The organism is Gilliamella sp. LMG 34359 (assembly GCF_984569085.1).
This window is the reverse complement of sequence record NZ_OZ474906.1, coordinates 485,470-507,548: the sequence shown is the minus strand read 5'-3', so window position 1 is coordinate 507,548 and position 22,079 is coordinate 485,470. Positions and strand designations below refer to the sequence as shown.

The 22,079-nt window shown below is 32.5% G+C and carries 25 protein-coding genes; 23 read left to right on the top strand and 2 right to left on the bottom strand.

What is annotated here, in order from left to right; all coding sequences use genetic code 11:
- The first annotated feature begins 21 nt into the window (after window positions 1-21).
- From AC5LXV_RS02455 to AC5LXV_RS02435, 5 genes are all read left to right on the top strand, one after another.
- Complete coding sequence (locus tag AC5LXV_RS02455; RefSeq protein WP_493467296.1) at window positions 22-1,125, top strand: mandelate racemase/muconate lactonizing enzyme family protein; 1,104 nt, start codon at window positions 22-24, stop codon at window positions 1,123-1,125.
- A 16-nt stretch (window positions 1,126-1,141) separates the two neighbouring features.
- Entirely contained in the window at window positions 1,142-1,969 is an 828-nt protein-coding gene (locus tag AC5LXV_RS02450; protein ID WP_034884420.1) for an SDR family oxidoreductase, read from the top strand.
- Window positions 1,963-2,874 (top strand): dihydrodipicolinate synthase family protein, encoded by a 912-nt coding sequence (locus tag AC5LXV_RS02445; protein ID WP_110434817.1) that lies wholly within the window; start codon window positions 1,963-1,965, stop codon window positions 2,872-2,874. Before AC5LXV_RS02450 ends, AC5LXV_RS02445 begins: the two co-directional genes overlap by 7 nt.
- Window positions 2,858-3,316 (top strand): GlcG/HbpS family heme-binding protein, encoded by a 459-nt coding sequence (locus tag AC5LXV_RS02440; protein WP_493467295.1) that lies wholly within the window; start codon window positions 2,858-2,860, stop codon window positions 3,314-3,316. The genes AC5LXV_RS02445 and AC5LXV_RS02440 overlap by 17 nt, the downstream gene beginning before the upstream one ends.
- 426 nt (window positions 3,317-3,742) lie before the next feature.
- On the top strand, window positions 3,743-4,747 hold the full coding sequence (locus AC5LXV_RS02435; protein ID WP_493467294.1) for a LacI family DNA-binding transcriptional regulator: 1,005 nt from the start codon (window positions 3,743-3,745) through the stop codon (window positions 4,745-4,747).
- 287 nt (window positions 4,748-5,034) lie between these two features.
- On the opposite strand, the gene scrK is transcribed toward AC5LXV_RS02435, so the two are convergent.
- Both scrK and AC5LXV_RS02425 read right to left on the bottom strand, forming a co-directional pair.
- Window positions 5,035-5,904, bottom strand: a complete 870-nt coding sequence (scrK, locus tag AC5LXV_RS02430; RefSeq protein WP_493467958.1) for a fructokinase ScrK — start codon at window positions 5,902-5,904, stop codon at window positions 5,035-5,037.
- Window positions 5,905-6,268: 364 nt separating this feature from the next.
- The gene (locus AC5LXV_RS02425; protein WP_493452652.1) at window positions 6,269-7,033 is read right to left on the bottom strand and encodes a DeoR/GlpR family DNA-binding transcription regulator; all 765 of its coding nucleotides are present in this window, start codon (window positions 7,031-7,033) and stop codon (window positions 6,269-6,271) included.
- A 214-nt stretch (window positions 7,034-7,247) separates the two neighbouring features.
- Between AC5LXV_RS02425 and AC5LXV_RS02420 the strand changes: the two genes are divergently transcribed.
- The 18 genes from AC5LXV_RS02420 to cysT all read left to right on the top strand — a co-directional run bounded on the left by AC5LXV_RS02420 (window position 7,248) and on the right by cysT (window position 22,073).
- Window positions 7,248-8,120: a ketose-bisphosphate aldolase gene (locus tag AC5LXV_RS02420; RefSeq protein WP_493467293.1), complete on the top strand. Its 873-nt coding sequence runs from the start codon at window positions 7,248-7,250 to the stop codon at window positions 8,118-8,120.
- Window positions 8,121-8,246: 126 nt separating this feature from the next.
- Window positions 8,247-8,702, top strand: a complete 456-nt coding sequence (locus tag AC5LXV_RS02415) for a PTS sugar transporter subunit IIA (protein WP_034884675.1) — start codon at window positions 8,247-8,249, stop codon at window positions 8,700-8,702.
- A gap of 46 nt (window positions 8,703-8,748) precedes the next feature.
- Window positions 8,749-9,060, top strand: coding sequence for a PTS fructose transporter subunit IIB (locus AC5LXV_RS02410; protein ID WP_493467292.1), 312 nt, complete (start codon window positions 8,749-8,751; stop codon window positions 9,058-9,060).
- Between the two features lie 20 nt (window positions 9,061-9,080).
- Window positions 9,081-10,175, top strand: a complete 1,095-nt coding sequence (locus tag AC5LXV_RS02405) for a PTS fructose transporter subunit IIC (RefSeq protein ID WP_493467291.1) — start codon at window positions 9,081-9,083, stop codon at window positions 10,173-10,175.
- A gap of 91 nt (window positions 10,176-10,266) precedes the next feature.
- Window positions 10,267-10,809 (top strand): D-lyxose/D-mannose family sugar isomerase, encoded by a 543-nt coding sequence (locus AC5LXV_RS02400; protein WP_493467290.1) that lies wholly within the window; start codon window positions 10,267-10,269, stop codon window positions 10,807-10,809.
- Between the two features lie 427 nt (window positions 10,810-11,236).
- Window positions 11,237-11,548, top strand: coding sequence for an integrase core domain-containing protein (locus AC5LXV_RS02395; RefSeq protein WP_493467289.1), 312 nt, complete (start codon window positions 11,237-11,239; stop codon window positions 11,546-11,548).
- Between the two features lie 168 nt (window positions 11,549-11,716).
- Window positions 11,717-12,532 carry a helix-turn-helix domain-containing protein gene (locus AC5LXV_RS02390; RefSeq protein WP_493467288.1) on the top strand — a complete coding sequence of 272 codons (816 nt, stop codon included), beginning with the start codon at window positions 11,717-11,719 and terminating at the stop codon, window positions 12,530-12,532.
- Window positions 12,533-12,796: 264 nt separating this feature from the next.
- Window positions 12,797-13,270, top strand: a complete 474-nt coding sequence (locus tag AC5LXV_RS02385; RefSeq protein WP_493467287.1) for a PTS sugar transporter subunit IIA — start codon at window positions 12,797-12,799, stop codon at window positions 13,268-13,270.
- Window positions 13,271-13,284: 14 nt separating this feature from the next.
- On the top strand, window positions 13,285-14,106 hold the full coding sequence (gene rhaD / locus AC5LXV_RS02380; RefSeq protein ID WP_493445682.1) for a rhamnulose-1-phosphate aldolase: 822 nt from the start codon (window positions 13,285-13,287) through the stop codon (window positions 14,104-14,106).
- A 28-nt stretch (window positions 14,107-14,134) separates the two neighbouring features.
- On the top strand, window positions 14,135-14,434 hold the full coding sequence (locus tag AC5LXV_RS02375; protein ID WP_493446400.1) for a PTS sugar transporter subunit IIB: 300 nt from the start codon (window positions 14,135-14,137) through the stop codon (window positions 14,432-14,434).
- 98 nt (window positions 14,435-14,532) lie between these two features.
- Window positions 14,533-15,936, top strand: coding sequence for a PTS galactitol transporter subunit IIC (locus AC5LXV_RS02370; RefSeq protein WP_493445681.1), 1,404 nt, complete (start codon window positions 14,533-14,535; stop codon window positions 15,934-15,936).
- Window positions 15,937-15,951: 15 nt separating this feature from the next.
- The gene (locus AC5LXV_RS02365) at window positions 15,952-17,007 is read left to right on the top strand and encodes a 2-hydroxyacid dehydrogenase (protein ID WP_493467286.1); all 1,056 of its coding nucleotides are present in this window, start codon (window positions 15,952-15,954) and stop codon (window positions 17,005-17,007) included.
- Window positions 17,008-17,288: 281 nt separating this feature from the next.
- A complete protein-coding gene (locus AC5LXV_RS02360) occupies window positions 17,289-17,603 on the top strand; it encodes a transposase domain-containing protein (RefSeq protein WP_493467957.1) in 315 nt (104 codons plus the stop codon).
- Between the two features lie 12 nt (window positions 17,604-17,615).
- The gene (locus AC5LXV_RS02355) at window positions 17,616-17,831 is read left to right on the top strand and encodes a hypothetical protein (protein ID WP_493445679.1); all 216 of its coding nucleotides are present in this window, start codon (window positions 17,616-17,618) and stop codon (window positions 17,829-17,831) included.
- A 353-nt stretch (window positions 17,832-18,184) separates the two neighbouring features.
- Entirely contained in the window at window positions 18,185-18,349 is a 165-nt protein-coding gene (locus AC5LXV_RS02350; protein ID WP_493452644.1) for a hypothetical protein, read from the top strand.
- Window positions 18,350-18,743: 394 nt separating this feature from the next.
- Window positions 18,744-19,841, top strand: coding sequence for a hypothetical protein (locus AC5LXV_RS02345; RefSeq protein WP_493467285.1), 1,098 nt, complete (start codon window positions 18,744-18,746; stop codon window positions 19,839-19,841).
- Window positions 19,842-20,125: 284 nt separating this feature from the next.
- Complete coding sequence (locus AC5LXV_RS02340) at window positions 20,126-21,163, top strand: sulfate ABC transporter substrate-binding protein (RefSeq protein ID WP_493467284.1); 1,038 nt, start codon at window positions 20,126-20,128, stop codon at window positions 21,161-21,163.
- Between the two features lie 76 nt (window positions 21,164-21,239).
- Window positions 21,240-22,073 (top strand): sulfate ABC transporter permease subunit CysT, encoded by an 834-nt coding sequence (gene cysT, locus AC5LXV_RS02335; RefSeq protein WP_334321059.1) that lies wholly within the window; start codon window positions 21,240-21,242, stop codon window positions 22,071-22,073.
- Window positions 22,074-22,079: the final 6 nt, after the last annotated feature.

Here is a 22,079-nt window from a genome sequence, read left to right as displayed (position 1 = left end):
TATAGATAAAAGGATATAGTTATGAAAAATTTACAAATGCCTGTAATTGAACGAATCGAATTAATGACCTCAAGAGTTCCTTTACCGAAAGGCCCTTGGGGAGATCAAATTCACCATGTAACAGATATAGAAGTATCGATTGTTGATGTTTATGGCTCAAATGGTCTTGTCGGTACTGGTTTTAGTCATACTTCAGGTTGGTGCGGGACAACAATTTCAGCTTTAATTAAGGAAATTATTCCTGACGTTATCGGCCAACGACTATCACCACGAGGTTTATGGCATCGTAGTTATAAACACGTTCATGATGTTGGCGGTGCCGGGGTTACGACTCATGCTTTATCTGCTCTTGATATCGCTTACTGGGATTTACTAGGTAAAACCTTAAATACGCCAATAATTGATATTTTAGGACGAGTAAGGGATAAAGTACCTCTCTATGGTAGTGGTATAAATTTACATTTATCGGTCGAAGAAGTTATTGAACAGGTTAAAGAGTGGAAAGCTAAAGGTTACTTCGCAGCAAAAGTGAAAGTAGGTAAACCAACATTAGAGGAAGATGTTGAGCGATTAACAAAAATCCAAGAAGCAGTATCCTATTTTCCTTTAGCGGTCGATGCTAACCAAGGATGGAATTTCCCTCAAGCTTTACAAGCATTTAAAGCATTTGATCATTTAAATTTATTATGGATTGAAGAACCATTACCATCAGATGATATTACCGGACATATTCATTTGCGTGAGCGTGTAAATACACCAATAGCGCTAGGTGAGAATGTTTATAATGTTAATCAATTTGCTCAATATATTGAAGGTAATGCCGCTGACTTTATTCAAGCGGATCTAGGTCGAGTAGGGGGAATTACCGGATATTTAGATATTGCTGCGGTAGCAAGAGCACATAATTTACCAATGACACCGCACTTTGTTATGGAACTTAGCGCATCACTATTAACAACTGTACCAAATATCTCTTATTCAGAAATGACTGATGGTGGAACTTGGAGTGATTTACGTATCTTCAAGTCTGCTGGTCGTGAAGAAAATGGCTATTATATCCCTAGTGAGTTACCAGGGCATGGCATCATTCTTGATAGAGAATATTTAGAGAAATACAAAATTTAATTGAAGGAGTTTAATGATGCAAGATTCTCTATTTTCTGTTAAAGACAAAATTATCATTGTCACAGGCGGCTTTGGGCAATTAGGGGCTCAATATGTTAGAGAACTTCATTCACGTGGAGCACTGGTAGCAGTGCTCGGTTCAACATGTGGTGAAGATAAAATTAACAAAGTATTTAATGATATTCGAGATTCCAAAAACGTTAGATTTTATGGTGTCAATATTACAAAAGTAGATGAAATTACTAACGCCTTAGATGATATTGAAAATGTATGGGGAACACCAGACGGCTTAATTAATAATGCTGGTATTGATACCCAACCAAGTGCTCCACCAGAAGTATCAGGACCATTTGAAAATTTTCCTGAGGAAGTATTCCGAGAAGTTGTTGAAGTAAATTTGGTGGGAACATTTTTAATGACACAACAAGTTGGTGCAAGAATGAAACAAGCTGGAAAATCTGGTTCAATAGTGAATATTGGATCCATTTATGGTGTTGTCTCTCCTGTACAAGATATCTATTCTTATAAAAAAGAAGATACCGGTGTTCCATTTATTAAACCAGTTGCTTATTCTGCTGCAAAATCAGGTGTTTATAATTTTACTCGTTACTGTGCAACCTATTGGGGACGAGATAATATTCGGGTTAATACGTTAACCTTATCGGGAGTACAACGCGCAGATCAAGATCCACGATTCCAAAAAAATTATACAGCTCGAATTCCTATTGGCAGAATGGCTCAAGCAAATGAATTTAATGGCGCAATTGTTTTCTTAATGTCAGATGCATCTATTTATATGACTGGAGCAAATGTCGTTATGGATGGAGGATGGACGGCATGGTAGACAATAAACAGCAGTTTGCCGGTGTTTTCTCGGCAATCGTCACACCAATGCATCATGATGAATCGGTAAATTATGAGGCATTAGCTTTATTGGCAAAAAAACAACTATCACGTGGAGTTGAAGGGTTTTATTGTTGTGGTTCTTCGGGAGAAGGACCATTATTGAATATTGAAGAACGTTCACAAATAGCTGAAACCATCGTTAAAGCGGTCGGTGATCAAGTACCGGTTATTGCTCATGTGGGTACAGTTAGGACTCTTGATGCAGTTAAAATTGCAAAAAACGCTGAAAAATCAGGGGTTAAAGCTGTTTCCTTAGTTCCCCCCTATTATTATAATTTTAGTCAAAAAGAGATCATTAATTACTATAAAACAGTATTATCGGCTGTTTCTATTCCAGTGATTCTTTACAATATTCCACAATTTACTAAAGTTGAATTCGATAGAAAATTTGCTGGAGAGTTGCTCTCAGAACAACAAGTATTAGGAGTGAAACATACCTCTCATAATATGTATTCATTACAACGTATGGTCTGCGAGTATCCTGATAAAATCTTTTATAATGGTTTTGATGAAATTTATTTTTCTAGTCTTGCCGCCGGGGTTAAAGGAACAATTGGCACTACCGTCAACATTCAACCTGAGCTATTTTTGAAAATTCGCCAATATTACCATAGTGGGCAGGTTGATAAAGCTCAAAAAGTACAAGGTATGATCAATTATGCCATAGAGTATATGGTTGATAGGGGGATTTTTCAATCGGCTAAATATATGTCAGGAATAGACTTTATGGATTTGGGTAATACTCGAGCTCCATTTGAATTATTATCAGAAGAATACAAAAAGCAACTTGATAATTTGAATCTGATTATAAAAGAGAATATAGCCAATGAAACAAATGGATAACAATTATTCGCAAATAGTTCCTATCAATATTTCGAAAATGGTTGAGTGTGTGACAAATTTGTTAGATGACATTGCTCGACAAGATAATAATCGTGGTATTGCCGTTGCTATTGTTGATAGTTATGGTGAGTTATTGGTTTTTGTAGCTCACCCTTATTGCTATCCATTACCCCGAAAAATTGCTATTCGTAAAGCTTATACTGCAGCTATTTTACGGCGAGGAACCGATTTAGTTGAACAAGAGGTTAAAATGGGCAATTTAAATTTAATTGCACTCAACGATCATAATCTTATTGCATCAACTGGTGGGATTCCAATTGAATTTGATCATAAAGTTATAGGTGGTATTGGGGTTAGCGGTTTAAGTGCACAAGAAGACTTAACCATCGCTAAACAACTATTTACTTTTCTTAATGATTCAGGACTATTTTCAAAAGCATAAATGAAATAATGATTAAAAATGGTTTTTATTCTATTTTCATTTTTACTACTAATCGAAAACCACCTCCATAAGAGGTGGTCATCACTTAAATGAGTTTCTATCCATTTTAACTAATATAAATGACCAATCGAAATTGTAATTAACAGCAGCTAAAACCTTGGCAAGACAATTTCTGGCAAAAAGATTTTTCATTGAATAATTACAGATCAACAAATAATCAGAAGATGCAAATAAATAAAGCTAAAGACGAAATTAAAGTTTTTTAATAACATTATGCTACCAATCCAATAAATTATATCTTAATTTATTCTAAAGTTTACTCTATATAAATAACCTTAAATATTTATTACTGATCTAAGGAAAGGTTTTTATTTCGTTGTGAAATTTTTATAATACTCTCTTAATATATAAATTATAGGATCTAAAATGGCTAAAACAGTAGAGCAAATCTCTTCTGCATTAAATCTGTCAATAACAACAGTGAGATTAGTATTAAATGGACAAGCAGAACGTTATCGTATCAGTCAGAAAACCCAGAAAAAGATCCAAGATTATGTCAATAAGTATGGTTACACCATTAACCATATTGCACGTAGTTTAAAATTAAATAAAACAGAAACATTAGGCTTAATTGTGCCTAATTTATCAAACCCTTTTTTCTCATCCTTGGCTGAGTCGATGGAATTATCTTGTCGAAGTAAAGGTTATCGATTGATGATCTGTTGTACTCATAATGATCCTGAACATGAAAAAAAATTACTTGCTTCACTAGAAGAGAGAAATGTTGATGGTATTTTTGTTGTCCCGGTTACTGAAGAAACACAAATGTATCATATCAAAACATCTAATAAACCCATCGTTTTCTTAGATCGTGATTTTGCTCAAAATGACTCTTCATGGGTTGTGTCTGATAACTTTGAGAGTGGTTATGCCTTAACATCATCAATGTTTAAACTCATCCAAAAACCCATTGTTTTTTTTGCGGGAGCGCCGATTTTACCCCCAGTAAAAGAACGTATAGCAGGTTTTATCTCTGCCATGGTTGAGAACGGCATTGACGAAAAAGATTGTGAAGTCTTTTATTCACAAACTGATTTAGTTAATGACGGCGAGCTTTTAATGAAAGAGTACATTGAAACACATAACGACATACCGCAAAATTTTATCGCTTCATCACTACCTATTTTAGAAGGAATTATTAGTTTTCTACGTCAGCATTTGGGATATATTCCGGATAATCTAAATATTGGTGCTTTTGATGAACATATTATGCTCAATTTCTTAGCTAACAATATCTGGTCAATGAAGCAAAAGGATAAAGATATTGCCGAAAATGCTATCGCCATTATGAACAATAAAATATCAGGAGAAAAAAGTTCTGACCAGATCAAGATTAAAACAGAAATTATAAGCCGCCTTAAAAAGAAGTAGAGTAGAACTTTTTAGGTTTTATTGCTTATAATTCAATTGGGCTATTTTTCAAACCAACTAAAAATTTTGTGATATAACTCCCAAAACAAGGCAATATTGGTAAGATTTTTTCCATATATGACCTCTAATTGGCATCTGAATGGATATTAAATAAAACCTATATGATGATCCATTTGCGATTAGCCTATCTATAATTTAAAAAACAGGGTTAGTTCGGTTTTAAATTCAGAGGTTCCTATATCAATTTCGGTAGATATAACAACCTCATCATATACAATGGCAATAAATTAATTTTTAATTAATAAGTTTTTGGCGAGTAAAAAGTTACCTATTGTTGCACTGCCATTATTTTCAACTGACGGGGTTTTTATATATTTATCAATATTTTCAATGGTAACATAATTATTTAACAATTTTTTAAAATGCATTTTTATTCGATCTAGCATGTGATGTTGGCTCATCACTCCACCACCAACAATGACTAACTCAGGTCTAATCACTAAGGTCGTATTCAAAATAGCTTGAGCAATATAGTATGCTTGAATATCCCAAACCGTTGAATTGCTCTCTAGTTCTTGACCTTTTTTACCAGTTCTCGCTTCAATACTCGGTCCTGACGCTAGTCCTTCTAAACAATCACCATGTAATGGACAAACACCGTTAAAATTGACATCTAGTGGATGTTTTTTTATCAATTGGTGTCCCATTTCTGGATGGCCAATGCCACCAATAAATACACCATTTTGAATGGCACTGCCACCAATTCCGGTACCAATTGTATAATAAACTAAGTTATTACATCCATTTAGATACATTTCACCATAAGCGCTTGAGTTAACATCTGTGGTAAAAAAGATCGGTATATTGAGTGCTTTCTGTATTGGTAAAACAATATTTACATTAGTCCAACCCTGTTTTGGGGTATTTAATATACATCCATACTGCTCACTAGAAATATCAAGATCTACTGGCCCAAAACTACCTATCGCTAAAGCATCAACGCGATTTTTTTCAAAAAATACAATGACCTTTTTTATTGTTTCTTCATAAGTTGTGGTTGGTATAGCCTCGCTAATAATGATTTCATTGTTTTCATTACCAACAGCGCAAATAAATTTGGTGCCTCCCGCCTCAACACTACCATATCGCTTCATTATTTATCTCCATTAAATATTATTCATTACATTCAATTAGGACTAACAGCTAACTAAATTAAATTGTAAATTTTTCATCCTAGTCATCATTAAAATACCTTACACTATTTTTGTTTATTATATATTAGCTACCTTAAAATATAGCCACGAGGTAAAGCTCTCTAATGGTTCTTAAATCAATCACCTTGTTACTTATTCATTGGTCAACCTAAATCAGGTTAAATACCGAGAACATATTTATTTTTAGCAAATTGATTCGACTAAAATGGCCCTCATTACGCCAATAATTTTTTAATATCACTAATATGCAGAGCAACTCTTTAGCCCTCATATTGTTAAACCAAACCATCTTTAGTGCTATTTATCTTCAAGCTGTTAGAACTTTTACATACTTCTTATATTGGTCAATAACCATTTTATCGACAGCTTGAGTTGTTATTAAATAATCAACCTCTTTTAATTGAGCAAAGCTAGATTTTGAATCAATATTAAATTTACTTGAATCAATTAACGCAATAGATTGTTGGCATTTTGCTAAAAACCTTTTTTTGTCAACAACTTCATTGTAATTATAATCAGAAAAACCGTTTTTCAGTGAAACCCCTGAGGCTGAAAAAAAATATTTATCAATATTAAAAGCGTTTATAACGCTATCATCAAAAGAATTTTGTATGGTATTTGATTTGGGTTTCAACACACCACCAATAATAATAACGGTCAAATTTGGATTTTCTTTTAACTTAATTGCGATATTGATACCGGTAGTAATAATCGTAATTTTGATATTAATATTTATTAATTTATTGGCGATTTCATTACTCGTTGAACTAGAATCAATAAGAATTGTATCTTTGTGTTTAATTAAAGATATCGCTAAATTAGCAATGCTCTGTTTTTCCTTCAAATTGAGTGCTTTTCTTTCTTCATAAGGGGTTTGATGTATAAATTTATTCGATAACACAATCCCGCCATGTGTTCGCTCTATATCAGGAAAATTTGCACAAATTATATCAATATCACTACGTATAGTCGGCATTGATACGTCTAATAAAGCGGCTAACTCTTTAACAGTAATCGATTTATTTTCTATTACTGTTTTCAAAATAATCTGTTGTCTCTCTTCAGCAAACATAATTAGTCACCTTAAATTTTGATTTATCTGAATAATACACAAAAAACAAAATAAAATAAAACAAAAAAAACCGATAAACATAAGAAAATAAAATAGCCATAAAAAGAAAATAAAAAAACAATTGACACAAATAAGAAAGAATAAAATAATAAAAGAAAGAAAAGAAAAAGAAAAAAAAGAGAAATGTTAATAATAGCAATTTAAGGAGTAGCTTATGTTAATCACTGGTAAACAAATGCTAGATATAGCAAGAGAAAATAAATTTTCTGTCCCCGCTTTTAATGCGGGTAGTGGGCAATTACTTACTGCAGTCATGGAAACGGCTGAACGCCTTAACGCACCATTTATAATGGCTATTCACCCTGATGAACTTGCTTTCTTAAAAGATAGTTTTATCAGTCAAGTTATTTATGAAGCTAATCACAGTAAAATCCCTATTTGTATTCACTTAGATCATGGCGCCAACATGCAACAAGTCGCCCATGCCATTCAATTGGGTTTCACCTCAGTAATGATAGACAGTTCACATCAACCATTTGAGGAAAATATTAGGATTACTAAAGAAGTCGTAAAATTAGCACATAGTGTTGGCGTATCAGTGGAAGCAGAGTTAGGCACCATTGGCGACACTGGTTCTACCGTTGAAGGGGGAGCCAGTGAAATTATCTACACCGATCCGCTAAAAGCCAAAGAATTTGTTGAAGAAACAAAAATTGATTCTCTTGCGGTAGCCATTGGTACATCACATGGTATTTATCCAAAACACTTAGTTCCTAAATTACGTTTAGATATTCTAGAAGAAATTTATAAGCTGGTCGCAATCCCATTAGTACTTCATGGCGGTTCGAGTAATGCTGATGATGAACTTGCCGCTTCGCTTGATTTAGGTATTGCCAAAATAAACATCTCTAGTGATATAAAAATCTGTTTTGCTAACAAATTACGCGAGATGTTAAATGGCGGTAATAACGAGATTAGAGAACCTAATGTTTTATTCCCACCTTGCATGCTAGAGACACAAAGAGTCGCGGAGCAAAAAATTAAATTATTTAAAGCAGATAATAAAGCATCTTTATATTATCGATAAATTTTAAGGCAAGATAAGAACAAATAGCTAACTGCTTGTTCATATTAATAAATGTAAGCTAAACGCCGGTTAATTGTCGACCGGCAACCAACAATGGATTATTACATTTAATAAGAGGAAGAGTTTATGTCATTAAATAAAATTTTAGATGAACAAGTCATTACCACCAATATTAATGCAAAAGATAAAAATGAAGCATTACTGATTTTATCAGAAAAACTACTTAGTGCTGGCTATATTAATGATATTAGTTCATTTCTGGAAGATATCTATTATAGAGAATCATTGGGAGCAACAGGTATAGGTAATTATATTGCTATTCCTCATGGTCAAAGCGATAGCGTACTACGAAATGGTATTGCTATTGGGAAATTCAACCAAGAAATTCAATGGGAAACTCTTGATGGCAAAGGAGTTAAATTAATATTTTTATTCTCAGTCAGCGCTAATCATGATGGTGCTAATGAACATCTGATGTTGTTGGCACAATTAGCCGGTAAGCTTGGTAATGATGATGTTATTGATAGATTGTTAAAAGCAAATGATAGTCAGGAAATTAAACAAATTTTCACTAGTTGCTGATAGCAAATTTATCAGCAAGTAATTGTAATTAAAAAGGACAAAGGCTATGAATATTATTGGAATCGCTGCCTGTACTGCAGGAATTGCACATACTTATATTGCAAAAGAAAAATTAATCGCTGCGGCCAAAAATGCTGGGCATAACATACATATTGAAACCCAAGGTACGATAGGCGTACAAGATGAAATTCCAGATGAATTAATCAAAAGTGCTGATATTGTTATATTAGCTATTGATGTAAAAGTATCTGGTAGAGAACGATTTGCCGACAAAAAAATCATTGAGGTCCCCACGGAAATCGCCATAAAGTCCCCCAATAAATTAATTAAGAAGATCGAAGAAGCTATTTCTCAATAATCTTACAGGTGAGGTTGCACATGAAGATGTTCAAATTAATAGCGTTAAAGCGCCATGCTCTAACGGCTATATCATATTTAATACCCATTGTTGTCAGTGCCGGTTTTTGTCTCGCTATAGGCAGTCTATTTGGTGGACAAGTCATGAATAGTTTTCATGATGATTTCCGATTAGTTGATGCGCTTTCGACCATGGGGGTATTAGTTCTTGGAATGCTACCTGTGGTGATATCTACCGGTATTTCTTATTCTATCGCCGATAAACCAGGCATTGCTCCCGGTTTTTTGACCGGATTAATTGCGATTAATATCGGCGCAGGCTTTATCGGTGGTTTTATCGGTGGCTATATTGCTGGTTATATTGCTTTACTTCTCAGAGAAAAAATTAAAGTACCACATTGGGCGGAAGGGCTAAGACCGGTTTTAATTATTCCGTTATTATCGGCGTTTGCCATGGGTCTCATAATGTACTACGTTGTCGGCACCCCAATTGCTGCATTTACTGAATTACTGATGGACTACTTAAAAAATCTTAATACCAGTGAAAAAATTGTATATGGATTAATTATAGGTGTTCTTTCCGGAATTGATTATGGTGGTCCAATCAATAAAACCGTGGTCATGTTTTTACTTTCATTAGGTCCAAATGGCTATGAACCAATGGCAGTTATGATTTTAGCCTCAATGGTAACGCCTTTTGGAATGACAATCGCTTACTTTATGCAAAAAATATTTTCTAAAAATATTTATACCCACAATGAAGTTGAAACATTAAAAGCCGCATTTCCTATGGGAGTGTGCCAAATCACTGAAGGTTGCTATCCGATTATCTTTAATGACTTACTCAGATGTTTAATAGCAACCGGGGTCGGTGGCGCTGTTGGCGGTGCAATTAGTATGGCGTGTGGAAGTGCTACACCGGCACCCGCTGGTGGACTATTTGCCATGGTGACAATGGCGAATCCTATCCAATGGTTTATTGCCTTAATGGCTGGCTCACTTGCTACCGCAATTATATTATTTGTGCTGAAAAAACGAGTTAATCTCGATGATAACAATCAACTCACTATTGATGACGAGAAAGATATTGACTTAGATACAATAAAAATCAGCTAACTTTATAAAAATTAGATGGTTATGCAAGTCATTATCGATTAAACCATAGCCATCTAAATATAGACTTAGTTTTAGTTATATGAGGTGTATTATGTTAGTAAGTGAAGATTATAAGAATAATGTCAAAGAGTTATATAAAAAAGCTCAACTTATTTTGACCGAACAAGAGTTAAATAATATTGAGTTTGCTGATTTTGGTTTAAATAATATTGACAATGAAGGATTAAATTTAATTATTTATATTAATACTGACCGATATTGTGCCAAAGAAATGGTATTACTACCTAACCAAACCTGCCCTGAACATCGACATCCTGACATCAACAACAGCAGAGGAAAACAAGAAACATTTCGTTGTCGATGGGGTAAAGTATATTTATATGTTGAAGGTGAAAATAAGGGCAGTATATCTTGTACTTTACCACAAGGCGATAATCAACAATATTATACTGCTCGCCAAGAGATTGAATTACTCCCCGGTGAGCAATATACCATTGACCCCAATATCAAACATTGGTTTAAAGCTGGACCTGACGGTGCGGTGATAAGTGAATTTTCATCAACCAGTTATGATGAATTTGATATTTTTACTAACCCAAATATCAATAGAGTTTGCCAAGACCGAATCACATAATTGAAATTTTCTAGACCTAATCATCGTCTATTTTCAGTTTTATAAAGCAACGGAAAATAGTCATAATAATGGGGTTATTTATCATAGTAACCGTTGAAAATAAGATTAATAGCCCCCCAATAAATATCAGTTAACCAATAGATTAATAACATTATTTACTACCTTAATCTGATTATTTATAACTACAGCAAACTATCGATTTACAGATAAAAAGAAGCTACTTCATAATTCAATAGAATGAGATGTTCGGATCTCGATACTTTTGCAAATAACCAAATCAACGGATAACTATTTCTTCAATACCATCGCGGTTAAATAGCCCAATGATAATCGCTTCCCCCACATTTATATAAATTAGATCAGCAACAATCACAACTGCTTTTACACCGACGGTAAAATAAGGTGTCTAGGCATATTCTTAAACGCATTGAGTCCGTATTTTACCTTGTTGGTAGTGGCTACTACTTATTGTTTACAATTATCAATATTAGAGAGATGGATAACACACTACTCCACAACTGATTCATTGAAAACCAAAGATAATCGACGTTCTGCGGTGTCTTTTAAGACGATGAAAACTAAATTTGTCAAAAATGAAAAATTCACTAATATCAATGAACTACGACAAGGTTTTTCTGCTTATGCATATAGGTACAACAACAATCAGCGACATTCATCATCAGGTTATTTGACACCGATGGTATTTAATAGACTGTTACCCCTTAATTTTGTTATATGAAAAAGTGTCGACATTTTATATGTGATCAATGTTTGAAAATAACCAACAATAACGTTAATAAATTTTACTTATTTTCATCTGAATGATTATACTTAAAATTGATAAATGATAATCTCAAAAATTACTTATCAATAAATTAAGTAATTTTTGTGACGAAAGGAAATTAGAATGGACTCTCAAAATTTTAAAGATTATTTTATCTCAGAGCATCAAAATATTATCATCACCTCCCGTATTCCAAAGAATTACTCGCCAAAGCCTAATTTTAATTATAATAAAATAACCTTTATTATTGATGGTATTGGGTTACATGTTATTAATGGTAAATCTTATCCTATTTATCCTAGAATGTTATTTTTTACCCAATCAACTGATTTACATATTTATGAAACTACACAAAATTTAAAGGCGATAAGTATATTTTATCAACCATCAGATAAATTTTGGTTAATTAAAGGTTTTGAGGCCCTCATACCAAAGCAATTTGCTTCATTTCATATTCACCGTTTTTTAGATTTAGACAGTTCTTCCAAAATTCAAGATTTACTAAAAAAGTTAATTCAAAGTCAAAATAAGACATATATAGAACAAGAAAGTCTATTTTTACGGCTGTTAATTTTACTAAGATACTGTCGTTATTTTTATAATAAGAACAATAATAACGAACGGCGTATTTTACAATTAATTCATTGGTTACATTGGAATTTTGAACAAGATATTGATTGGAACAAATTAGCAGATCAATTTTCTGTTTCAATTAGAACGGTGCATAGATATTTCAATAGAGACATAAATTTATCGCCACAACGTTATTTGGTCAAATTACGTTTATTTAATGCTTTTTATCAACTTAAATATACGAATAAAAGTATCTCCTTAATTGCACAAAATAATGGTTTTGATGATCAATCATATTTTACCACTTGTTTTAAAAAAGAATTTAATTTCACCCCAAGGGAAACTCAACTTGGTATTGCCAGATAAACAAAATTTAAGCCAACTTTACTTCAAAATAGATTCCTTCCAAAAAGTATTTGGCCATTGAGCTAAAGATAAATGAAAAAATTTTTTTTAAATTATATGTGAAGTTTATCACATCGATTTTTGTTAGATTGCCACGTTTTTTATCTTCATGTCCATAGGCTCATGGTAATAATAATTTAAGCCGTTAATATCTAATTTAACAGTTATTTTAACTTAAATACCTAGTTAAAAATTGCAATTACTTTAAATAAAAACGGTTATTTTATGGAAAATCTCATATCTTTTGAATCTTTTTTATCACCAGCATTTATTCAGTTAAATGATTCTTATCTTAATCAAAGAGAGTTATTTAGCAATATAAGTTCAATTATGTTAAAGCATGGTTATGTTGAAAAAAGTTACTTAAATAATGTAATTCAAAGAGAAAAAATATATCCAACCGGACTAGCTACTCCTTTATTAAATATAGCAATTCCTCATACCGATCCCGTACATATAAAAAAGCCTTTCATTTTTATTACCAAAATTGAAAAACCATTGTCTTTTGGTGCCATGGGAACGGAGGACGAGAAAATTGATGTTAACTGGATATTTTCTCTTGGTGTAACTCATGCCGAAACACAACTCACTATTTTACAACAACTAATTTCGTTATTTAGTAATGAAAATAAAGTAAAAACTTTAATTTCTCTAAATAATGAAAAAGATATTTATGATTTTTTTATTAATTTTAAATAACAGGGTGAACAACGATGATTATATACAATATTGAAAATGCGCCATTCATTCAAGAGATGTGTGACATTACAGATAAACTTTGGGCAAAAGGTTGGGCGGAAAGAAATGGAGGAAATATTAGCTATCTACTTAAAGAAGAAGAAGTAACCCCTTATCTTAATGTTAATGATATTAAATCTGAAACGGAAATGCCTATTCCTCTTCCTGAATTAAAAAATAAAATATTTTTAGTCTCAGGTTCTGGCAAATATTTCCGTAATGTAATTAAAAATCCTGCCGACAACTTAGTTATTATTCGAATATCTAGTGATGGTAAAAAATATCAAAAACTTTGGGGATTAGTTAATGGTGGAAACCCTACAAGTGAATTAGCATCACATTTAAAGTGCCATGCTGTCCGTTTATCTCAAGATCCTGAACATCGAGTTATATTTCATACTCATGCGACATCAACGATTGCTATGACATTTATTCATGATTTAGATGAGAAATCATTCACAAAAACTCTGTGGCAACAGATAACTGAGTGCGCCATAGTCTTCCCTGATGGAGTAGGAATTGTTCCTTGGATGCCGGCAGGAACGATTGATCTCGGTTTAGAATCAGCCAAAAAAATGGAATATTGCCGAATCGTAATTTGGGCTCACCATGGAATCATGGGTGCAGGATCAAATATAGATGATGCTTTTGGATTAGTTGAAACCGTTGATAAAGCCGCGGAAATATATTTAAAAGCGGCATCGGTAACGACCGGAATAAAACAATCGATAACCACCGAAGAATTAAAAGATCTCGCCAAAGTATTTAACTTGACATTAAGAGACGGGATTTTATAAGAAACATAAGAGGCATGTGAGGTATGTTATGAAAAATATTAATGTTATTTCCGTTTGTGGTTCTGGGACAGTAACAAGTTCTATGGTTGCAGAAAAAGTAAGAGATATTTTAGAGGTTAACGGCTATAAAGCCAAAACAGTCGAAGTTAATCCCGGTGGCGTTGACGGACAACTTAGTAATGGTAAATGGGATATCATTGTGCATACAAGCCCATTAAAAGCCAAATATGATATTCCGACGATCAATGCTGTTGGTTTACTAACAGGAATGGATGAAGAAGGATTTATCGAAGAATTATTACGTAAAGTAGAAGAATTGAAAATTTAACTACCTAGATTAGCCTTTTCAATTGGTTGGAAAGGTTTTTCTGTTACTTAATTAACATTTTTCCGCTTTATGGCGTTACTTAAGAAAGGAATCAACTAATGCTAGAGTTACTTTCAAATATTATGAGCTCATTTGGAGCCGCAATTGTTGTCCCTTTCATTATCTATATAATCGCTTTGATAATGAAAGTTAAACCTAAAAAAGCATTTCAAGCTGGTCTTAATGCTGGTATTGGTTTAACAGGTTTTGGCATGCTAATAGGTGCATATACTCCTATTGTTACTCCCGTTATAAATAGAATGGTTGAAACATCTGGAATATCTTTGCGTGTTTTAGATACTGGGTGGCAGGCAACAAGTGTTGTAGCCTACTCAACAGAAGTAGGGATGATCTTTTTAGGATTTGGTTTAGTCTTTCAAGTACTATTATTTATAAGTCGATTTACCAATATTTTTATGCCATCAGATATGTGGAATAATTACTCATTTATGCTTTGGGGATCGATGCTTTATATTGTAACAGGTAATTTGATACTTTCTCTTGGATTAATGATTTTATCTAATCTTTACTCCCTTGTTTGTTCCGAAATTGTAGCCAAAAGATGGTCAAATTATTATGGTTACCCTGGCTGTACCATGACCGCTCCACACCACATATGTTCAGTACCGCTAGCCATTGTTGTTGATTGGATTTTAAATAAATTAGGAGCGAATAAAGTAAAATGGAATCCACAAACACTTCAAGAAAAGCTAGGATTTATGGGTGAACCTATCTCATTAGGGTTAATCTTAGGTTGTTTAATTGGTCTTGCTGGCAATTATTCCCGTTTAAATGAACTCGAAGCGTGGGGTGAAATCACAAAAGTTGGTATTGCAACAGCAACAGTGATGTGTGTTTTCCCTAAAATAGCCGGTGTATTTGCTTCTGCATTTACAACTATTACTGATGCATCAAGAAAAACAGCAAAAAATAGCGGGAAAAACCGGGAGTGGTATTTAGCTATCAATGATGCAGCTGGTTATGGTGAATCAGCAACATTATTAACTGGCATGTTACTTATCCCAATTGTTTTTATTTTAGCAATTATTTTACCTGGCAATGAAACATTACCTATGGTCGATCTTATCGCCATTCCATATATGATTGAATTAATCATCGCTATTTCTGGCGGCAATATATTTAAATCATTGATTACAGGAACTATTTGGTGTGTAGGTGGATTATATGTTATTACAGCAGTAGCGCCTATTTTTACTGATGTTGCACGAGATATTGGTTTTATTCTACCAGCTGGAGCAATGTTAGTCTGTAGCTTTGCAGTAATGACTAATCACATAATGGGTGGACTTTTCTTAATCTTTTTAACACAAAACCCGTTATACATAGCTTTGAGTGTTATTGTTTATATTGTTTTCTATCTGTTTGTGCGCTTAAAAAGAGATGCAATTCATGATTATTTAGAAAGACAAGCACTAGGTGATAATTACGTTAAAGAACAATAAGTTAAGGATAGAAAAATGAAATTAATTGTAATAGGCGATACTTTAGTAAGTAGTAAAACACTAATTGATGCAGCTAAAGATATTAATTTTCCTGAAAAAACAGGTGACCTTGAAATTAAAACCTTTGAATGGTTTTCTGATCTGAAAAAAGAACAATTTCAAGAAAAAATATTAGAAATAGAAAAAAATGGCCCAGAAAAAGTAGCTATTCCTGATGGCATTATTGAGGAAATGAAGGATGCTGATTATGTACTTGTTCATATAGCCCCAATTTCAAAAAAAATGCTAGAAGTAGCGACTAAATTAAAGTTAATTGGTACTTGTCGAGGTGGTCTAGAGCATATTGCACTAGATACCATGAAAGAAAAAAATATCAAATTAATACATGTAATTCGTAATGCTGAGCCAGTTGCTGATTTTACATTAGGTTTGATGTTTACCGAGACGCGCAATATAGCACGCGCGCATTATGAAATAAAAAAAGGCAATTGGCGTAAAAGTTTTTCTAATGATGAATATAAAACGGTATTAGCCAATCACACTGTTGGATTAATTGGTCTTGGTTATATAGGTAAGCTTGTTGCTAAACGACTAAATGCCCTAGGCGTTAAAGTTATCGCCTATGATCCATTTATTGATAAATCCAAAATAACCGCAGAAGGATTAGTTATCGATTTTCTAGATTTTGATGAAGTCATAAAACAATCTGATATTCTTTCTCTTCATATGCGATTAACACCTGAAACCGAAAATATGATAAATAAAGATGTCATAAATAATATGAAACCTAATAGCTATATTATTAATACAGCTAGAGCAGGGGTTTTAAATAAAAATGACTTAATTGATGCATTAAAAAATAAAAGAATAGCTGGTGCCGCGCTTGATGTGAGCTGGGTTGAACCTATTGAAGAAAATGATCCTTTATTGGATTTAGATAACATCACTTTAACCACCCATATTGCTGGAGATACGGTTGATGCTATTCCTAGAGCGCCTTATTTACTCAAAAATGTTTTAAATGATTATTTCGAAACTGGCTCTAGTGACATGTTAATCAAATTCAAATAGAGGTGAATATGACTTACCGTATAATACTAAATGAAACCTTTTACTGTTATACGGGGGTCAATTAATAATATTGTTGATGAAGTTAAACACGTGACTTTAAAAATAATGCCGATCAGTTAACATCAAAATGATCGATTGCTATATCCTTACATTATTAAAAATCCATAATGAAATAAAAACATTATGGATTTTATTATATAACTACTCAGTCAGCCTCTTGAAACGATACAACAATTTACTTAAAGATAATTTATGGATTCTACTAACTTAGCTGTTCATAAATTCATTGTTTTTGGGACGATACTGACTTTGTGACCATTTACAAATGTCGATTATCAATGGAAATGATGGTTTATGCTAAGGAAGAAATGATTTTAAATCGACAAAAATTAATGGATCAAATCACATCGCACCTTAATATTTTTTCCTCAAAACGTCCTTTTGTTGCACTGAGTATGGTTGTGCAACTTCGTCAACAGTTAGGCTATGGTGTGGTTAAATTAATCTTCACGCGAACAAAACCACTTTGGTTCGAAAAATTACCATTATCTCATTGGAATGTTTTAATATTATTCATTATAGTTGGAACCATTTAAAGAATGAGAATAATGATGTATTTAGTAGAACAGCAAATAAAATTACATACTATCAATATCCACCAGTTAAGAATAGTTGGCCAAATTTCGTTAACCATTTACTCAATAACTATGTATCTATCTGATGACAATATCGATACAAAAATAAGTGTGCTAGGCTTTATTGAAGAGCAAAATGGCAGCGAAACACCATTTACTATTGAATTAGACGATTACATTGACATTTGAGTAAGATTAAATGATGGCAGAATTTAAATTGGGGTATAAACCGTATCCTAAAAATTTGGCTAAATACATTCAAATTACTATTAACTTAAGGGGGGAAATCAACTTATTAACATTACTCCATAATGACGAGCTTTTTGTAGGTATGCAAATAATCAACTCGTTAATTATTAGTCCTTTTTTGCGGTTTTTAATACACCTAAAGAGTATAGAATTATTGTGAACAATAAAGTACTCGATACTTTAACCTATGAGCTCACTGGTTTAGATGAGCAACATATTATATTTGGTGGAAACCTATCTGTACATAATGTTATTCGTCAGAAAATATACAAAATACCGTGTGACCAAGATAGATGAATCCTACAATAATCGATCAGTTAGCATTACAAATCTTAATTCAGCATTTTCCTGAAATTGTTCAAGAAAAATTAATTGGAGCTAATGCAGTATTTAACCATGTACTAAGAACACAATTTATAAAACTTGATGATAATAATGATTTAATTTATCTTAATTGAGATAAGTTTCAGTTAAAAAATAATTCTAAAGTGTAAACTCTTGTACTATTTTATAGTTGAATATAAATGCTTTAAATATTGTTTTGTTTATTAAAATAAGTATCTTTTAAAATCATCATGTTATCATTTTTAGTTAAAAATAGATAAAATGATTAAAAAAAGAACTGATAAATTGTAAAATATATTTAATTTCTATATGGAGTAAATTTATTGTGATTAATTTAGTAAATAAAAAAAAATTATTATATATTTTTCAATAGCTTTAATTTTACCTTTATTATTTTTCTTATTACTTTTTCCATCTAGTTATTATGGATATCTTTTTAATCGAATCAACATTAGTAAAATTGATAATAATTCAATAGATTCAAATTTCTCATTTTTGACTCATAAGATGATTCAATATGATTTAGATAATAAAATTACGTCAGAAGAAATAGCAAATAAAGCATTTAGTAATACAAATTATTTTTTTAATCAAGTTGTTAAAGATTGCAAGTTTAATCAAGAACAAACAATTTCCGACATTACCAATTATATTTCTTGCGCCAACCAAAAATTAGGCCAATATTTTTCTTATCAACCTTCAGTAGAAGTCTCAAATAATTATGCCAATCAACGCTCCGATTGTGACTTGAATACTTATTTACTAGTTGATGCTGCAAGACTGGTTGGTATCGATGCTTATATTATCTATTCACCTTATCATGCTTTTTGGGCTGCAAAAAGTAAAAATCATAAAGTTGTTTTATGGGAAACTACCGACAATAATAATAAGGGAGAAAAAATAGATTTCACAAGCAAAGGGGTTAGTAATCTAGATACAAATGAACTTAATGTAGATTTTGCATCTTCTTTTTATGAGAAAAATAATAGAATACCATATTATAGGTTTTACAATGAAGTTGATGCGTTTAACTTATATAAAATTTTGGTATTAGATGTTCCTAAAATTAATTCCTTAGATTTATTGGGTAATTCTAAAGTTGATTATTCAAATCTCATTGAAGATAGTTATTTAAAAAATCCTGAAAATGTAATAATAGAAGATGCATATATTGATTTACTTGTACAAGAAAATAGAATTAATGATGATATCGTAAGAGATATTGAAAATAGTTTAAAAACAGATGTAACTAATCAGGTTAAACATATTTCACTAGCAATTTTTTATAAAAATAAAAGAATGTTTGATAAAGCAGGTGAGCATATCAAAACTTTGTTAAAGTCTAATCTTTGTGATAAAGACTGTATTGATTTAGTTATAGAATTGAAGTTAGAAAATAACTTATATTTATTACAAAATTATGTAGATTTCCATAATTCTTCTTTAGTGAAAGATTTGAAGGAATTTTTGGAGTTAAAATATCTTGATTATACATATGAAGACTACCAAGAGGTTCTTTTAGGTTTTAAATGCTTGTTTGCTGTTTGTATTGGTATTGGTATTTATAAACTCATAAAACTCATAATACGAAAATCAAAAAAATAACATAGTCAGAAATACGTTCTGGATTACTATAATTTTGTTAAAATAAAAAATGTTTTTAATTGTTGGTTAACATCAAATAAACCTCTCACCCATAAAATCCATATATTCAACACATTATTATTCACTTTAAACAATATTGAATAAGATCCAACCCTAAATTTTAATCCTTCCACTTAGTATATCTATTTTTGTTATAACCTAATGCAAAATAATCGTTTTCGCATCTTTCGATAATTTGGTCTAATCTCGGTATTCCGATCAAAAAAGCTAATGTCTTTAATAGTATGAGGTATCAAGTGAAAAAATTACCTATCGTTTGGAAACAATATTGGTTAAGCATTAGCTTAATTTTATTCGCAATATGTACTTTTATGCGGCATGCCTATGGTGTTGAATTGCTTAATGTCTCTTATGATCCAACTCGTGAGTTTTATAAAACCTATAATCAGACCTTTATTGAGTATTGGCAACAACAGACAGGTGAAACGCTGACTATAAAAAATTCGCACGGAGGCTCTGGTAAGCAAGCGCGTTCAGTGATTGATGGTTTGCAAGCGGATGTTGTGACACTTGCTTTAGCGAGTGATATTGATGCGTTAAATCGTTATCAGACTAATATATCACCTGAATGGCAAAGTCGATTGCCAAATAATAGTGCTCCCTATAATTCAACGATTGTATTTCTAGTCCGCAAAGATAACCCAAAACAGATTCATGATTGGAGTGATTTAATTAAAGATGATATTGAAGTAATAACACCCAATCCCAAAACGTCAGGCGGGGCGCGTTGGAATTTTTTAGCTGCTTGGGCTTATGCTCGTAGTACTTACGGTGATGATGAACAAGCTCGAACATTTGTAACTAAATTATATCAACATGTACCTGTATTAGACACTGGCGCTAGAGGGGCAACCATAAGTTTTGTACAGCGAGGTTTAGGTGATGTATTGATTGCTTGGGAAAATGAAGCTTATTTAGCGTTAAAAGAACAAGGTGGCGATCAGTTAGAAATCATCATGCCGTCATTATCGATTTTAGCTGAGCCAACCGTCGCCTTAGTGGATAAAGTCGTAGATAGCAAAGGCACACGTAAGCAAGCGCAAGCCTATTTAGAGTACTTATATAGTGAACCTGCACAACATATTATTGCTCAGCATTTTTATCGACCGGTAAATCCTGAAATCCTTAAACAGTATGCTAAGCAGTTTCCTGAAATTAAATTAGTAACCGTTAATGATTTCTTTGGTGGTTGGCAGAAAGTACAAAAAGCCTTTTTTAGTGATGGTGCAATCTTTGATGCAATTTATGCTGAGATAAACTAAACATTGCTTATTATGGTTATGTGTTGCTATTACTTAACCCTACCTTATAAAGGTGCAAATTCTAAAGGTATAAGTTATGAAAGTGGCAAGCTTTAAACAACAACGCAATATACCCGGATTTAACTTAACGTTAGGTTATACTTTAACCTTTCTTAGTTTGATTGTTCTTATTCCGCTATTAGGCTTGTTTATCTATTCAACTAAATTATCTTTTCATGAATGGGAAAAGTTATTAATCAGTAAACAATTTTTATTAGCGCTAATGCTTTCATTAAGTACCGCATTGATAAGTGCGGGTTTAAACAGTTTTATTGGTTTATTGTTAGCTTGGGTGCTGGTGCGTTATCGTTTTCCAGGACGCAAAATAATGGATATCTGTATCGATATCCCATTTGCTTTGCCAACTGCAGTAGCGGGTATCGCTTTAACTGCAATTTATGCTCAAAACGGTCCTATTGGCTACTGGTTTAGTTTTAAAATTGCTTATACGCCAATTGGTATTACCTTAGCACTACTATTTGTCACGCTGCCGTTTGTTGTCCGCACTTTACAACCTGTAATGGCAGACTTGCCACGCGAACAGGAAGAGGCAGCCAGTCTGCTTGGCGCATCACCTCGGCAAATTTTTATGCATATTATTCTACCCGCTATTTTACCTGCTTGGTTAACTGGATTTACGCTCGCTTTTGCTCGTGCTATTGGTGAGTATGGTTCAGTCGTTTTTATTGCTGGAAATATTCCATTTAAAACCGAAATCTTACCATTATTGATTGTCTCGAAGCTTGATCAATATGCTTATGATGCCGCTGCAGCCATAGGCATAACCATGTTATTGATCGCTTTTATACTATTATTTTTAATGAACACATTACAGCGAAGACTCAACCGTAATATTAATAAAAATAACTGACTATAG

Bases quoted from the DNA above. Each gene is read 5' to 3' on its own strand.
- AC5LXV_RS02455 (WP_493467296.1), top strand. From the start codon at position 22: ATGAAAAATTTACAAATGCCTGTAATTGAACGAATCGAATTAATGACC.
- AC5LXV_RS02450 (WP_034884420.1), top strand. From the start codon at position 1,142: ATGCAAGATTCTCTATTTTCTGTTAAAGACAAAATTATCATTGTCACA.
- AC5LXV_RS02445 (WP_110434817.1), top strand. From the start codon at position 1,963: ATGGTAGACAATAAACAGCAGTTTGCCGGTGTTTTCTCGGCAATCGTC.
- AC5LXV_RS02440 (WP_493467295.1), top strand. From the start codon at position 2,858: ATGAAACAAATGGATAACAATTATTCGCAAATAGTTCCTATCAATATT.
- AC5LXV_RS02435 (WP_493467294.1), top strand. From the start codon at position 3,743: ATGGCTAAAACAGTAGAGCAAATCTCTTCTGCATTAAATCTGTCAATA.
- AC5LXV_RS02425 (WP_493452652.1), bottom strand. From the start codon at position 7,033: ATGTTTGCTGAAGAGAGACAACAGATTATTTTGAAAACAGTAATAGAA.
- AC5LXV_RS02420 (WP_493467293.1), top strand. From the start codon at position 7,248: ATGTTAATCACTGGTAAACAAATGCTAGATATAGCAAGAGAAAATAAA.
- AC5LXV_RS02415 (WP_034884675.1), top strand. From the start codon at position 8,247: ATGTCATTAAATAAAATTTTAGATGAACAAGTCATTACCACCAATATT.
- AC5LXV_RS02410 (WP_493467292.1), top strand. From the start codon at position 8,749: ATGAATATTATTGGAATCGCTGCCTGTACTGCAGGAATTGCACATACT.
- AC5LXV_RS02405 (WP_493467291.1), top strand. From the start codon at position 9,081: ATGAAGATGTTCAAATTAATAGCGTTAAAGCGCCATGCTCTAACGGCT.
- AC5LXV_RS02400 (WP_493467290.1), top strand. From the start codon at position 10,267: ATGTTAGTAAGTGAAGATTATAAGAATAATGTCAAAGAGTTATATAAA.
- AC5LXV_RS02390 (WP_493467288.1), top strand. From the start codon at position 11,717: ATGGACTCTCAAAATTTTAAAGATTATTTTATCTCAGAGCATCAAAAT.
- AC5LXV_RS02385 (WP_493467287.1), top strand. From the start codon at position 12,797: ATGGAAAATCTCATATCTTTTGAATCTTTTTTATCACCAGCATTTATT.
- rhaD (WP_493445682.1), top strand. From the start codon at position 13,285: ATGATTATATACAATATTGAAAATGCGCCATTCATTCAAGAGATGTGT.
- AC5LXV_RS02375 (WP_493446400.1), top strand. From the start codon at position 14,135: ATGAAAAATATTAATGTTATTTCCGTTTGTGGTTCTGGGACAGTAACA.
- AC5LXV_RS02370 (WP_493445681.1), top strand. From the start codon at position 14,533: ATGCTAGAGTTACTTTCAAATATTATGAGCTCATTTGGAGCCGCAATT.
- AC5LXV_RS02365 (WP_493467286.1), top strand. From the start codon at position 15,952: ATGAAATTAATTGTAATAGGCGATACTTTAGTAAGTAGTAAAACACTA.
- AC5LXV_RS02355 (WP_493445679.1), top strand. From the start codon at position 17,616: ATGATGTATTTAGTAGAACAGCAAATAAAATTACATACTATCAATATC.
- AC5LXV_RS02350 (WP_493452644.1), top strand. From the start codon at position 18,185: ATGAATCCTACAATAATCGATCAGTTAGCATTACAAATCTTAATTCAG.
- AC5LXV_RS02345 (WP_493467285.1), top strand. From the start codon at position 18,744: ATGATTCAATATGATTTAGATAATAAAATTACGTCAGAAGAAATAGCA.
- AC5LXV_RS02340 (WP_493467284.1), top strand. From the start codon at position 20,126: ATGAGGTATCAAGTGAAAAAATTACCTATCGTTTGGAAACAATATTGG.
- cysT (WP_334321059.1), top strand. From the start codon at position 21,240: ATGAAAGTGGCAAGCTTTAAACAACAACGCAATATACCCGGATTTAAC.